Here is a 15,415-nt window from a genome sequence, read left to right as displayed (position 1 = left end):
GCTGAGAGAATCATATCTAGATAAAAACCTGCTAATTGATTATATCACTCCTCTTTTTAAGTCTGGCCTCTAACCACGCATATGAAAGCATTCTTGATTCTCTTGTAAAATCATGTCCTGCGTTATGCATATAAAAGTTAAAATCGACTCGCTTCTTTTTGAGTATTGATTGATAATACTCAGTAATGTGTCTATGGGCCTCCAAAATATTAGGATTACCTTTATTAAATGAATCAAATAAAGAATACTGATACAATATTGCTCTTGGAGCTGCCATCATGATAAAAAGATTGGTATTTTTCCCCAGGTCGCTCTTTTTAGGATTTTTCAAATATTCCTTTAAATCTTCGGAATTGGGATCCCACAACTTAGAATCAAAAGCAACCATACCGCCCGAATTTACCACGGCAGCTTTAATACGTGGTTCAAATGCAACAAGCATAATCGCATCCCATGCACCTAAAGAGTGTCCAATCACGCCTATATTTTCAGCATCAACGAAATCTAGACCTATTAAAACATTTAACGCTATTCTCAAATCATACACATTCTTACCCACTAAGGAAAAACCAGGGTGTTTTGCGCTTAAATATTTTTGAAAAGCGGGCATTTCTGTTTTATAAGTACCATTTTCTAACCTTCTTTCACCATATGCTGCTCTGTCTGGAGCAAAAACGACAAAGCCTCTTTCTACTAAATCGGTGGCATATCTTCTGTTCTCTCTTTCTACCTGGTCTTTCTCGTTTTTAGGTGGTTCAGGATATATTCCTACTACTCTATCTTTTCCCGTGTTAGCAGTTGGGTGCGGAGCCAATACTGCAGGTAATTTTTGCCCTTTAGTAATGCCTGCAGGAATTAGAATATAGGCATAAGCATATTCATTTTCATCTACCAAATATTTTATATGCCATCGCTCATGTCCAGTTTCCTTAAACTTCTTGGTAATCTCTATTTTTGGATGGGCATATTTTGTGAAATCTGGTCCTTTTCCCAGATACAAACTTTCCATTGCAATCCTGATTTCTTCTTGAGAAACTAGGTTAGATACTGTCTTTTCTGTTACCGCACTTACTGTATCTCCAGAATTATTTGCTTTCTTAGCTTCTGCCGTTTTTTTATCTGGAAAAACTTCTATTATTGCCCAACTTTCCGCAGCTTTTTTAGTTAACTGGCTACGATACCTGAATGCTTTTCCAAACATTTCCCAACTTACATTCTGGTCATTATCAGGATTGTTTACAAATATCAAATCTGATGTTTCCAGATTCGTTCCTGAGCGTTTAGTCAACAGGTTTCTTATAATCCACATTCTTTGAGACGAATTTGCAGAAGGTTTACCCGTGTATTTAAAGGCAATAAACAAAGGTTTCCCTTTCTGAATATACTTTGAAATATCTTTTGTCCCAGAAGATTTATACTCTTTAGAATCGCTATATTCAAACAGCGAAGTAATATCTTCCCATTTTGCAGACTTGACGGATAAAAAATCAGTTTTTCCACTATAATCTGTTGATAAATGTACAGATAAGTCATTTTTCTGAGAGCCATAATACACACAGTTTTCAAAAGACAGAGATATTTTATCCTTCTCCGTAAACTGGGCTAAAACTGCCTGCCCCATTAACAACAGCATTAACTGTAACGTAAGGCAACTTTTAGAAACTTGTCTTAAGATCAGAAAAGGATCTCTTTTATATAAAATCATTATTTTAAACATTTTAAGGTTTGATTTCTAAAACAGCCCAGCTTTCAGAAGCTTTCTTTGTCATATTGGACCTAAACCTAAAGGTGCTCCCTTGCCCCCATAGCTCCCATCCCACATTTTCATCATTCTCAGGATTATTTATAAACATTACATCAGATGTCTGTAATTTTTTCCCTCCTTTTTTTACCATAAAAGATTTTATAATCCACATTCTTTGAGATGGTTTAGCGGACTCTTTTCCAGTATATTTAAAAGCAATAAATAAGGGTTTGCCTTCCTGCAGATATTTAGAAAGACTCTTTTCTCCAGAATGTTTAATTTCTTTCGAATCGGTATACTCAAACAATGAGGTAAGATCTTCCCATTTTGCAGATTTCAAGGATGCAAAATCAGATTTACCATTAAAATCTGTTGAAAGTAAAACTGACAGATCATTGGTTTGGGAACCATAATAAACGCTATTCTGAAAAGAAATCAATACATCGTCACCTTTTTTAAATTGTGCTTTTACACTCGCAATTATTGTAACCAACAGGAATACAAGTAAAATATTTTTTTTAATTAAACTGTTCATAATAATTCTTTTATAGTCTATTTAATTTGATTAAAATGAGATTAAGCTACTTCCGGGATTTATAAGTTCCATTGCCCACAAGCTACTTAAAGCAGCATATTTAGATGCTGTTAAAGATTCTCCATGGACTGCTTTTGGAAAACATTTTGCAGAATTAAAAATTGAGTTTGAACCGTGTTCTGCTGCAAAATTCCAAACATATTTAAACAATACAGCTCTTATATCTTCATTATCCTCAATATATCTTTGATAATACATTAATGGCAGCGCCTTTAATGTAGCTCTGCCTCCTAATAAAAACATATCGTTTTCTACCCCTTTTAAAAGGGGCTGTACAAATGTTTCTTTTAAATTATTTGCTATCATTTTTTTTAAGTCCTGCTCTTTAGTAGTTAAGTATATCCAGAATAAAGCTTCTGCCTGATAATATCCTACAGCATCATAATTACTTTCTACATAAAAACGGGAATTTCTTTCGGCAATAACTTTAAACGTGTTTTTAGCGGCTATTGTATTTGCCTGTTTTGACAGTAATATCTGAGCGGCAATAATATCTGCCAATACCCAGGATGGACCAGTTTGTTGTTTTCTTTTCCCTGCTAATCCTAATCCATAAAGCCCGGCTAGTGTTTGCCCTTTTTTATATTCTTCTGGATGAGATATTTTAAGCTGAGCTGATAATTCAGGAGTTATATAATATTCCTCTGCCCAATTACCAAATTTCACTACAGAATTGATATAATTGTTTTTTCTATTAACATCAGAAATATAGCCGGAAGATTGCATCATAGATAAAGCCATTTGACCGCCATCAGCTACATTATACCCACCAGCGTGTTCAGAATATCCCATAGGATAGGCTCCAAATGATGTTTGTCTATTAACTAACATATCATAGAAGCTTTCTGCACTATTTTTTATATCACTTTCAGTAAAATTCGTCCACATATCGGAATACTTGGATTTTGTCTGCGGATTTTGTTTAAGGTAGTCCAGATAAGCAAACATAGCCCTTACTCCATAGGCATCTCCGAAATAATGATTAGAGAACCTGCCATCCGGGTAAAATTTCTGAGCATCTGTCAGAAATTTAAACGATGCCAGCATAGCCTTTTCAACATCAACAGTATCTGTTAATTCATCTACACTATTGGTTGTTGTAAATCTTACTTTCCAGACAAAGGTTTTTAAAGAAAAATCCGTCGGTAACGATTTTAGTTCCAGGCTATACTGTTTATTTACATTTGGGACCAGCGCAACATCCAAAGCATTGGTTACTTGATTGTTTATAAATAATTCTATTTTCCCCTTAACAATTTGGTTCTTTACATTTTGGATATTTACTTTAAATAACGGATAAATCGAATTATTATCTTTTTTCTCCGTTGTATTTACCGCTACATTGATAATACGAGGCTTGCCTACAACTTCTTTACTCAGATTTACGATTAAATCACTTATTCCCGCTTTAACCTGAATATCGGAAATATTCACACCTAAAGAACTGATAGATGCCAACTTATACGGGCCATTGGCAAACTGTATAAACTCTGCCACTACCATTCCCGAAGTCTTATCTACCAATAGTTGCTCTCTTCTGGAAACTCTATTTTCTTTATTGTCATAAGCTTTTTTAGTATCGGTACCAGATGTTGAAACCGGATGTTCATAAAAAAACTCTGGCAATGCATAAACTTCTGTAAATGGACTTGGAATAGACACCGGGGAGATAAAGTTTCCTTTTGTTACAAGGTTAACCTGATGCAGTTTTTTAGAATTAAAAAACGGGTCGATAATCCACTCAGGATATTTTATTCCTATTGCCTGAAAAGGATACCTTAATGTTTGTAATAAAGAAGATGGCTGATAAATATTTTTCTTGTTTTCCCCTATTTTAATATCCCCTAAAGTAAAACCCATAGCTTTTTCTTTCCATACAGTGGAGGAATTGAGGCCTATATATAAAGAGTCGGCCGTAGTAGGATTTAGCAAAGGATAAGCCTGATTGGTGTTATTCCAGTTTTCAGGAATGAAATTTGCCAGCGATACAGAATATGTTTCCCATTCAGGAGTTACAGGTAGAAAAGAATACCATTTTTTCCCTTTTGTATCTTTTATTTCCAAAGCTAATAAGTCCATAAAATGACTTCCTTTGGCTCTAAAATTTAAGGTATTTTTTAGTTTAGATGTCTTGTTTTTAATTTTCAACCCTAACAAAACATCTCTCATCCCCCTGTTTTTGGTTTCAAAACTTATTGTCTTACAAGTTGCACATTCATAAGTTTTTATTTCGGGTTTATCTACAGATGCTATTGTAAAGTCCCTTTTAGGCCATACAACTTCAAAATCTTTTTTTAGATCAGTTAGTAAACTACCATTATAAAAATCGGGGTCGTAATTAAAGGTTTCTTTCCCTATAAATATAACATTTCCACCTTTCTGTAAAAACTGATGTACAGGAAATCTATAAGCTTCATCAACTGTATTTTCTGAAGCCAGAATAAGCAATTTAAAGTTATTAGCCTCTATATCTGTTGCTGCATTAACAAAAGCAACATCAAAATCTGACTTCAGTTTATTTACAAGGCCAGAGAGTTTACCACTATCTCCCAGAATTAGCACCTTGTCTTTACTTTGGGCATAAACAACCTCTTTTATAAAAAAGCAGATTATCAATAAAATAAAGGTTTTGAAAAAAAACTTTTTATCGTACATTTTAAACTGTAATTTAAGTATTGTCTATAATATTATCTTCGCTGTTCTTACCTTATTATCTTCGTTAACCATACTAACAACGTAAATACCGGAAGCTAGAGGAATTATTGGTAGCTGAATGTGATTTTCATTTTGCCTTAAAGTTGTTCCCGACTGATAAATTACTCTGCCAGTAATATCTGTAAGTCGTACTAAAACTCTTTCGCTTTTAGCCAAAAAAACTTTAATATTAACCTGCTTATCCTGAGAAACAAAAGCATTAAACTCCTCTTTTCCAAAACCGTTTGCTATAAAAATAATTTTATCATATGTACTGGATTTCCCATCTACGTCAATTTGTCTAAGCTGATAATAATTATCTCCCAGAAAAGGAGAATCGTCTATAAATGAATAACTATTAATTTGATTAGAATTTAGGTTACCGGACAGAGAACCTATTTTAGAAAATGCTTGACCATCAGCCGATCTATAAATTTCAAAACGAGAGTTTTTTTCCTCACTGCCTGTCTGCCAGTTTAATTGAATGCCTTCGTTAATACTCTTACCTGTAAAAGAGATAAAACTAACAGGTAATACAGAAGGCTTAACATAGTTCCAGCTGATATTGCTTAGGGTAATCTCTGAATCTGTAGTTGATTCAGTTTGAGGTCTATTTCCTGAAAAAGCAAAGCTATTAATTGTTGTATTAACCGGCATAATGTTTGAATGGACCTGATTATTACTTGCTCCATCTGTTGCATTTGCAATAGCGACAATAGCGTTATCAACAATAACCATTGTCCGCATTGAATTGATTGTTGTTTGATTACCAGCAAGCATAAACTGCTGAGGTTGGTTTGTATTGTTACAGATTATCTGTACATCATATGTTGTACCTGCTTCAAATAAGGTTGAAGATATATCTGTGTTTGTACCTGTCGCTGTAGGCGAATTTTTTCTTCTGTATTGGAATTGAATCTTCCGTCCCTCATTATCGTTGGTTATTACCCATCTGAAGCCACTAAAAACATCAGTAAGTGCCCCGTTGCCAACAATAGCTGTCTTTGTAAATATCCCATCATCAGGATCCGCATGTTTACGTCCAATTACAAATTGCCAGATTGAATTGGGTGAAGTATTTTCATTAAATGAAAGACTAAAAGACAGCTTTGTCAGCGGAGAAGCATTTTGAAGATCGTACATGGAAAACCTATTCGATACAGTATATGAATTAGTAGCGTTAAAAGTTAAAGTCCCATTCTCTTGATTTAAAGTAAATATATTTCCAGGAAAAGGAGGATTAAAGCCGGGGCCAGAATAAGCAGAACTAGTTAACACATGTACTATCCCATCTGTAGGACAAGGTAAATAAGCCGGATCAGTAGTAGTAGAAATTAAATTTAGATTTGCCCCAGTACGGGTCAGAGTTCCCTGTGCAGTACCCATCATATTGTAATTTACGGTCTCATTTTCCAGCTCCCATGAGCTTTGCGCATACAACATAATAGTACTTGCGGTAATCATAGCTGTAAGTATTAACTTTTTCATAATATAAAATTTAAGGTTTCACAGTTATATTTAATTGTTTGGTGACAGAGTTTTCACTGCCTTCATTCAGGTTAAAAGCGACAAAAGTCACAGTATAACTCCCTGGTCTGTAGTAGGTATAATAAAGGGCTTCTTGCCGTAAATCTTTATAGCCTTTTAAGGGAATAGATTTATCAGGACCTAATACCAGAAAATCTGTGTTTATAGGTTTAGAAATAACCCAGGTTTCGGTATATTCTTCTGTTGTACCCGCAGCATTATTACCTCTTAACTGGATTGATGTGTTTGAGAAAACACTTCGTCCTTCAGCAGGAGTAAAATTCCCTTTTAATACAGCAGTTTCAGCAGCAAAACCAGATCGGATAAAAGTAGTTACATCATGCTTACCCAAACTGCCCTCATTGGTTATAAGAAACTCACTAATGGTTACATCTCTAGAGGTTTTATATGCTATTTTGGGTCTTACAATATATTTAAAGCATATATATAATGGCTTCCCTGGTTCTGTATACTGATTTAAACTATATTCTCCACTATTAATTACTGATGTTGATGTTGCTAAGTTGAATTTTGAGCTAATATCTACCCAATTTGCGTTTTCAACATTTTGAGCAGAATACACTCCATTAAAATCATTAGAAACCAATACCTGTAACTGGTTAACCTGAGTACCAGCAGTACCCAACTTGGTATTAAAAGACATTTTCAAATCCTCTACGGGTATCTGCCTGCCATCTTTATACTTATATTCACTTAAAGTATCGCCATATGCTACTCCTGGATAAAAAACGATATTATCCGCATTACTTTTAATATCAAAAAATATAGGATCACCTACTTTGTATTCGATATTTTCAACGTACACTTCTAATTCTGCCGTTTTAAAGTCGACTTTACTACATGAAGAAATAAAAACTGGTATTATTAATATTCTAATCCATTTCATAATTTTTCATTTTTGATTACCATCCCACATTTTGTACTAACTCCGAATTCACTCCCATCTCATAAGCCGGTATAGGCCATAATTCATCACGTTTAGTCACATTTTTATAAACTGGTATAGCTCTTGAGTTAGGATTTATATTGATTACTTGATTGTATACCTCTTTCATATTGTTCAAAAAATCTCCCCATCTTACTAGATCTCTTTTGCGTAAACATTCAAAACTGAGCTCCCTAGACCTTTCATCTTTTATTTCTTTAAGAAAATCACTATAAGAGATACTCATATCTAGATCTACCGGACTTGGCATTCCACTTGAACCAAGTTTTACAGGTAATCCATACGCTCTTCTTCTCACTTGATTTATACTTTCCAATGCTTCAGGTGTAGGTCCCTGATTTATGTAATTATCTGCTTCAGCATACATTAAAAGGACATCGGAATACCTTAATAAAGGGAAATTTTGAGGAGTACTACTAGTTTTTGGTGACACCGTTTCATAAAAACGACGAAACTTTCCAGGGTATCTATCAATAACTTGTGAAGCTGTCCAGGCTTTTTCTACAGCAGGGTTACCCGATAAAGAAAAAGGTGCTATAGACCAATCTCTCCTTAAATCAGAAGAAGTTAAGCTACCAGCATCTGGATAGAGTTTCCAAAGAGTTGGAGTAATATTCAAAAAACCATCTGAGCGTCCGTAACGAGGATCTGCAGGATTTGCAGTATATCTTATTCCATTGGCATTTCCCACCGTTCCACCTTTCTTATATACTCCCTGAGAATTTCCGTAAAACTCTACTTCCAATATACTTTCTTTAATATCGTAAATATCTGCAGCATAATTTTTAAATACATTCGTATAATCGGGGTTAAGCGTATGTTCCTTTGAAGTAATTACACTATCTGCCCAAGCCCTGGCAACCTCATATTTAGTAAAGTCATTTATTGGATTGCCTGCCATGTATAAACAAACTCTAGCCAAAATACCCTGTACAGCAGAACGATTAACCCTTCCCCCATAACCTATCTCAGAAGCAGTAAGCACAATACCCTGAGCTTCTGTTAAATCTGCAATAATTTGTTCGTAAACCTTTTTACTTTTTGCCTGAGGAATTTTGGTTGATTGAGATGCAGATAAGCTCGGTTCAAGAATTAGTGGAACATCTCCAAAATTACTGGTTAGTAATAAATAATAATACCCTCTTAGAAATAAAGCTTCCCCTTTGATTATATTTCTATTCTTTTCGTCCATTTTAGGACGATCAATGTATTTCAAAAGTAAGTTTGCTCTATTAATAGCTTCATAACATACTCTCCAAAAACTAGTGATATACGAATCGGTAGGCAGGATGCTATTATTTAAAACTCCTGTAAAAATGCTTGAATTATAGAAAGCTTCATCGGCATCCATACCTAATCGGCCAATCATTCTTGCTCCATATAACTCTCCTTTCCCCAACGGACTATAAACAGCCATTAAAGCACTATTCAATTGTTGTTCAGTCTGATAAAATTGTTCCTGATCAACAAAATCTTGTGGATTGGTATCAAAAAGCTTTTTACATCCGGCAAAGGAGATGGGAATACATATAATTAAAAAATATTTAATAAAACGTCTCATATTATCAACATTTAAAAAGTTGTCCTTAAAGAAAATGCAATTGTTCTGGCTCTGGGATAAGCCGAAAAATCAAACCCCGGAGTTAAAGTTGAATGCCTAGCTGATACCTCTGGGTCCATTCCCGAATACTTTGTCCAGGTGTATAAATTTTGTGCTACCAAAGACAAATTCATATTAGATATTTTCACTTTGCTTAATATCTTCTTAGGGACTTCATAGCTCAAGGACACTGTCTTTAACCTCAAAAAAGAACCATCTTCAATAACTCTTGACGAATAATATGCGGGCCCATAACCACCAGATCTAAACATGGTGTTGCTTTGATTTTCAGGTGTCCATCTATCAGCATAAGAAGCATATTGATTTAAGTTTGGCACATTAGATGGATTTCCTTCAAAATATATTCTGTTTCCATTAAATACATCATTTCCATAAACCCATTGAAAAAACACATTTAAACCAAAGTTTTTATACTTGAAATTGTTCACAAAGCCTCCACTATGTTTTGGCTGAGGATTGCCTATAATGGTTATATCATATTCATTTATAACCCCATCTCCGTTCAGATCCTTGTATTTAATATCACCAGGCTTAATAGCATCTCTATCTGTACCGGTGTATGGGATTCCTGGTTTTAGATAATATTTTCCGGGAGACACTTCTTCAAAATCGGCATACTGATAAACTCCATCAAACACCTGCCCAATAAACATCGCTGCAGGTCCTCCAACTTCGGCAGCATACAAAAAAGTAGCATTATAATTGGTTGCCCAACTGATTTTACTAAACATCTTTTGCTCATCTTCTGACAGAGCCAGGATTTTATTTTTATTGAACGAAATATTAATACTACTTCTCCAATCAAAATTTTTATTTTTAATATTGGTCGTATTTACAGAAAACTCTAACCCTTCATTTCTTATTTTCCCTATGTTTTTAAATGCCCTTTGATATCCGAAACTATAAGGTACATTAGCATTTAACAATAAATTATCTGTTGTTTTTCTGTAAGCATCTATAGTTAAAGCAACTTTGTTTTTAAGGAAAGCTATATCGTAACCTAAATCTACCTGAGATGTTGTTTCCCATTTTAAATCTTTATTACCTAAAGATCCAGGAAACATTCCTCGGCTTGGCTCTCCATTATTTTGAGAATATGATTCAGAAACATCTGTTCCTATAATAGGAGATAAATAAGCAAAATCGGTTACCCTATTATTCCCTGTTGTTCCATAACTAACCCTAAGCTTTGCATCGTAAATAAACTGACTACGCTTAATAAATTTTTCCTGTCCCATTCTCCAGGCAAATGCCCCTGAAGGAAAATATGCGGTGCGGTTACCAGGTGCAAATTTAGAAGATACATCAGTCCTAAATGTTGCTGTAAAGAGATATTTAGAAAGATAGTTATAATTCACCCTACTTATCAATGACCCTAAAACAGAATTAGAATAAGTAACAGTATTAGGTAAGGTTACACCTTCATCCATACCACTTATTCCTAAAAATTCATTGGGTATTTGTTCATTAGCAAGACCTATTCGGGAATTGTCAATTCCTTGTAACTCGTATCCAAATAACGCATCTAAACTATTTCTTTTGTTGAATCTTTTTCTGTAGCTGAGTATAGACGAGTTTGTCCAGATTTCTCTATCAAAAATAGATATATTTCCTTGAACACCTCGCGTATTATTTGGAAGTTTGGAAGAGCCTCTTGCTGTTTGAGAGTTATAAAAATTTTCGGTATTAGTTTGCCTCTTATCAAAGCCTAATGTAACTTTAAGATTTAAATCTTTTAAAATCTTATAATCAATATTTCCATTAAAGTTTACATTATTTACTTTACTTTTCCTGTAGGTGTTTTCAGCAGAAATGATAGGGTTTACTCTGTAATCATAAATAAAGGTTGTTTCTTCATCTCTAAAATCGTCAATAAAGTCTTCATCAACATCATTCCCTTCTGTTTCCCTTCCTGTTACCGGTCTATAACCCCATGCACCGAAAAGTAAATTACTAGTTGCCTGTCCACTAATAGGATCTTCAGATGCCAACTGACCAAAAGAGTTATTTCGGTTAAAATTAACTCTTAAACTAGCATTAAGCTTTTTAGTTAATTGCTGATCTAAAGAAAGCCTTCCCTGATAACGGCTCAACCCCGTGTTTAAAATTACTCCACGCTGATCATAAACAGACCCAGATATAGAATATTTAGTTTGTTGAGTTCCACCTCTTATTGCTAAATTATGTATTTGCGTATTTCCTAGTCTATAAAGCTTATCCTGCCAGTCAATCCCTCTATAATTTCTATAAGACTCTAATGTATTTCCATTAGCATCATAACCAGAATTACTAGGCGCCAGGTCTGCAGGAGTATATTTTGCAATATTTGCAGGGTTCCTTTCTATTTGATATTTCACAAACTCATAAGGACTCAGCAATTCCATCCTTTTTGTTATTTCCTGAAAACCAACCGTTGCTGAATAACTGATAACGGGCTCTCCTATTTTCCCTTTTTTTGTTTGGATAACAATTACTCCATTAGCTCCTCGGGCACCATAAATTGCTGATGCTGATGCGTCCTTTAGAACATCAATAGACTCTATATCATCCATAGAAAGGGAAGTAGCATCAAAATCTTCCATAGGGAAGCCGTCCACGACAAACAAAGGGGAGTTATCCTGAGTTAAAGAATTCTGTCCGCGAATGGCAATATTAATTCCTTCTGATCCTGGTTGCCCATCATTGGAAAGTATTTGAACACCAGCAATACGCCCTGCCAAAGCCTGATCAAAAGCAACTACTGGAGCAATCCTCATATCTTCCAAATCTGGGGTACCTACCGCTCCTGTTAAATCTTCTCTGGCAACAGTTGCTCCATAACCTATGATTACAACTTCATTAAGTTTAGAAACTTTAGGAAGAAGCCTAACATTCAATACTTTACTAGTGCCAACTTTTTTTTCTTGTGTAGCAAATCCTAAAAAGCTAAAAATTAAAATAGCTTCTTCGTTTGGAACATTAATAGTAAATTTACCATTAACATCAGAGACAGTACTGGTTTGAGTATTCTTTAATCTTATACTTACCCCAGGTAAAGGCTCATTATTCTCATCGTTGACGTTACCGCTAATTATCAAAACTTGTTTTACAGCAGATATTTTTCGCTCAGTTTCTTTAATAAATACCGTTTTGTATTCGTTATTCACTACAATATCTATATCCACCCCGCCAAAACATTTATTCAGTACTTCTTCCATACTGGCATTCTTTAAATCGAAAGTTATGGGCCTTATCTTCTTGGTCAGATTAGCATCGGCCATGAAATTAAAACCAGTTTGTTTAGTCAGCTGATAAAAAACTTGCTTTATGGGGGCATTCACAACTTTTACGTTCACTTTCTGAGCAAATGTGGTCGCACTAACCTGCATACAGGCTATTATTATGAAAACAAAACTAAGCTTCATGATAATGAGGTATTTCGAAAAACAATAAGGTATGCCACATCGCAATGCGATGGAGTTTTTATACATTTGATTTAGGTTTAATTTTTGACTATTATGATCAGTTACTAATTATCCTAAATAAAGCCTAAACATTATGCTTTATTTAAACGGGAGTGCTGGTAACACTCCTGTTTTTAGGATCTTGTTGTTTGGTTAATTTTTTCTTATTACAAGTACCCTCCTTTCCAAGCTGTTTTTCTGTAGTATTTTAAATTTAACTTTATTGGTCATTTCTAACATTTCCAAAAGGTTTGATAAGTTTCTAGTTCTTAAATAATTCCCTTGAAACTCTACATCAGACATATCTCCCTGATATTCTACCTCAAACCCGTACCATCTGGAAACTTTTTTCATAATATCCCTGATGTTCTCGTTGTTGAAAATAAAATATCCTTCTCGCCAAGCTAATACATCCTCTACATCTACGTTATTAATTTCTAATGCAGAATTATTGAGTTTATTTAAAGCCATTTGTCCTGGTTTTAAGAACACTTCCGAACTGATATTTTTCTTATCTTTTAAAGATACTTTTACTGCCCCCTCCAAAAGTGCTGTCTTTATTACTGCATCGTCCTTATAGGCGCTAATATTAAATTGGGTCCCCAAAACTTCTACTGTTTGATTACCCGACGTTACAATAAAAGGAACCTTTTTAGTGGAAGCATTTTTTCCGGCAGATGCATATACAGATTTCACTTCAAAATAGGCTTCACCAGAAAGTTCGACTTTTCGTTCTTTTCCTGAAAAATGTGTCGGATAACGTAATTTAGATGCAGAGCTTAACCATATCTTACTACCATCTGGCAATATAACAGTGTATTGCATACCTACTGGAGTTTCAATAATATTATAATTACTTTGATTATCCCCCTTACCACCATCAATCACAGTATATATCAACTGTCCATCTGAAGTCTGTTTAATATTTAACCCCTCCTCTTCGGCCACCTGTCCAACATTATCATCATTCAGGTTAATCCTTTTTCCATTCGCCAGAGTAAGAATCACTTCACTGCTTTCTTTTACAGACGTACCTGACACAAACTCCTGAGCAGGCTCTGTGTTCGACTTTGAATTAAAGAAATAGAAACCTATTGTTAAACCCATCAACAAAGAAGCGGCTATCGCTACACGAGGCCATAATTTTATAATTCTTTTTTCCTGATATCCAATTTGCTGATGCAACCGTTTACGACCTTTTTCATAATCTTCAAGCAGAACTTCATGTTTCAGATCTGACGCTCCCTTTTTAGATTTCAGATACCAGCTCTCCACAATAGCCTTTTCTTCTGGCGTTGCTTCACCTGAATGGTATCTATCTAACAGCTCATCTGCTTTTTTCATTTGCTTGAAATTAATTTAAGTTGTGGTCCTTTTACTATAAGACGTATAAGATTTGTACAGGGGGTAGAACGAATTGAAAAATTTTATATTTCAACCTGATTTCGATTATTATTTCGTGATTTGCATAGCCCTGAATAAGATTACTTTTTATTAAATATTGGATACAGCGTGAGTATACCGTAGTAGGAACAAAGCCGAACCTATAGCACAACAGTAGTGGGGTTTTGTGGACTTTAGTTGAGTTTTGTAGACTTTTGATGAGATTGTCTAAAGAAGGCTATAAAGAAATAGGACTATCTTTATTAGAACAACCAATTTAGCTAAAATTTTACTGATATAAAAAGGGAGAGTAAACATATTCAACAAACAGTTGCTTCCCATGTATTACCGGAGAATAGTGTAAAAGTCATAAAAGAGTTTGGAATGACTAACATTCTGTTTTCCTTAATATATGCCAGGTTTAAGCAAGTCATGTATATTAAATAGGAAGTTTAATCATCTGTTTAAAAGGGTACATCCTAAAATGGCAATAGCTCGATAAGACTTTATATTTTTATGAGAATCTGCTTTATTTATCAGTTCGCCATACCCTGCAGAACATGATGAACGATTTGAGAAAAACTACTCTCATAATATATAAACAGGGATATTATTTTACTCTAAAGCAATCTCAAAAAGAGATTGGAAATGCTAACAAATTCCTTCTTTTCAGGTCATATCAATCACAAGAAGATACTTTACATTATGTAACTAACAACAACTAAAAAAATAACTGGATAATATTTTCTAAGAACTGGATCTTATTTTTCTCTAAAAAAAGATTGTAAAAATATGAGCACCCAATTTCACTCTTAGTACCCTGAGTGCATTTTTTACTTGAGTACGAACAGTTTGCGGACTTATTTGAAGTTCATCTGCAATTTGCTGATGAGTCATATCTTTAAAACGACTCATTTCGAATATACGTCGCATTTGTGCAGGAAGAGAAGCTACTTCTTTTTCTACTAACCTAATCAGTTCTTTTTCTCTAAACTTTTCTTCTGTAATATTCTCTCCCGAATCTATAAAAGCTTGTAAAGACTGTGTGTAAGCATTTCTTACCTTTTGACGACGATATATATCTAATACTCTGCTTCTTGTAGATGTATACAAATAAGCAGATAAACTAGAGGTTATAACTATTTTTTCTCTATTGTTCCAAAGGGAAACAAACACCTCTTGTACTATATCCCTTACTTCTTCTCTATCTGGCAACTTGCTATAAGCATGACTATACAGAATAGCATAATATCTGTTGTAGATTTCATCTAAAGCAGATTTATGACCTGACTTTAACAGGTTTAACAATTCGTTATCTGTATTTATTTTATGCAAAAAAGAGCGTTTAATAGGTTATTTCTAAAAANCATCATGCAATCCTAAATAATAAAAAACGATATTGGTCAATAAAAAACACCCGTAAAGTAAAAATAACGCTATC

At 34.3% G+C, this 15,415-nt stretch carries 9 protein-coding genes; all 9 read right to left on the bottom strand.

The features are described from left to right. Positions 1 to 31: 31 nt before the first annotated feature. Positions 32 to 1,705, bottom strand: coding sequence for a DUF5017 domain-containing protein (locus ACFSAH_RS00515; RefSeq protein WP_379660721.1), 1,674 nt, complete (start codon positions 1,703 to 1,705; stop codon positions 32 to 34). A 13-nt stretch (positions 1,706 to 1,718) separates the two neighbouring features. Next, a complete protein-coding gene (locus tag ACFSAH_RS00510) occupies positions 1,719 to 2,279 on the bottom strand; it encodes a DUF5017 domain-containing protein (RefSeq protein WP_379660720.1) in 561 nt (186 codons plus the stop codon). Between the two features lie 30 nt (positions 2,280 to 2,309). Beyond that, positions 2,310 to 4,955: a hypothetical protein gene (locus tag ACFSAH_RS00505; RefSeq protein WP_379660719.1), complete on the bottom strand. Its 2,646-nt coding sequence runs from the start codon at positions 4,953 to 4,955 to the stop codon at positions 2,310 to 2,312. A 63-nt stretch (positions 4,956 to 5,018) separates the two neighbouring features. Continuing rightward, positions 5,019 to 6,521, bottom strand: a complete 1,503-nt coding sequence (locus ACFSAH_RS00500; protein ID WP_379660718.1) for a T9SS type A sorting domain-containing protein — start codon at positions 6,519 to 6,521, stop codon at positions 5,019 to 5,021. A gap of 10 nt (positions 6,522 to 6,531) precedes the next feature. Continuing rightward, entirely contained in the window at positions 6,532 to 7,467 is a 936-nt protein-coding gene (locus ACFSAH_RS00495; RefSeq protein WP_379660717.1) for a DUF5017 domain-containing protein, read from the bottom strand. A gap of 16 nt (positions 7,468 to 7,483) precedes the next feature. Beyond that, the gene (locus tag ACFSAH_RS00490; protein WP_379660716.1) at positions 7,484 to 9,088 is read right to left on the bottom strand and encodes a RagB/SusD family nutrient uptake outer membrane protein; all 1,605 of its coding nucleotides are present in this window, start codon (positions 9,086 to 9,088) and stop codon (positions 7,484 to 7,486) included. A gap of 11 nt (positions 9,089 to 9,099) precedes the next feature. Further along, the gene (locus ACFSAH_RS00485) at positions 9,100 to 12,516 is read right to left on the bottom strand and encodes a SusC/RagA family TonB-linked outer membrane protein (RefSeq protein WP_379660715.1); all 3,417 of its coding nucleotides are present in this window, start codon (positions 12,514 to 12,516) and stop codon (positions 9,100 to 9,102) included. Positions 12,517 to 12,744: 228 nt separating this feature from the next. Next, positions 12,745 to 13,935 (bottom strand): FecR family protein, encoded by a 1,191-nt coding sequence (locus ACFSAH_RS00480; RefSeq protein ID WP_379660714.1) that lies wholly within the window; start codon positions 13,933 to 13,935, stop codon positions 12,745 to 12,747. A gap of 810 nt (positions 13,936 to 14,745) precedes the next feature. Further along, positions 14,746 to 15,309: an RNA polymerase sigma-70 factor gene (locus ACFSAH_RS00475; protein ID WP_379660713.1), complete on the bottom strand. Its 564-nt coding sequence runs from the start codon at positions 15,307 to 15,309 to the stop codon at positions 14,746 to 14,748. Positions 15,310 to 15,415 lie beyond the last annotated feature (106 nt).

The organism is Pseudopedobacter beijingensis (assembly GCF_042678145.1).
GTDB lineage: Bacteria > Bacteroidota > Bacteroidia > Sphingobacteriales > Sphingobacteriaceae > Pseudopedobacter > Pseudopedobacter beijingensis.
The sequence above is the reverse complement of the archived record's forward strand: the minus strand, read 5'-3'. Positions and strand labels throughout refer to the sequence as shown.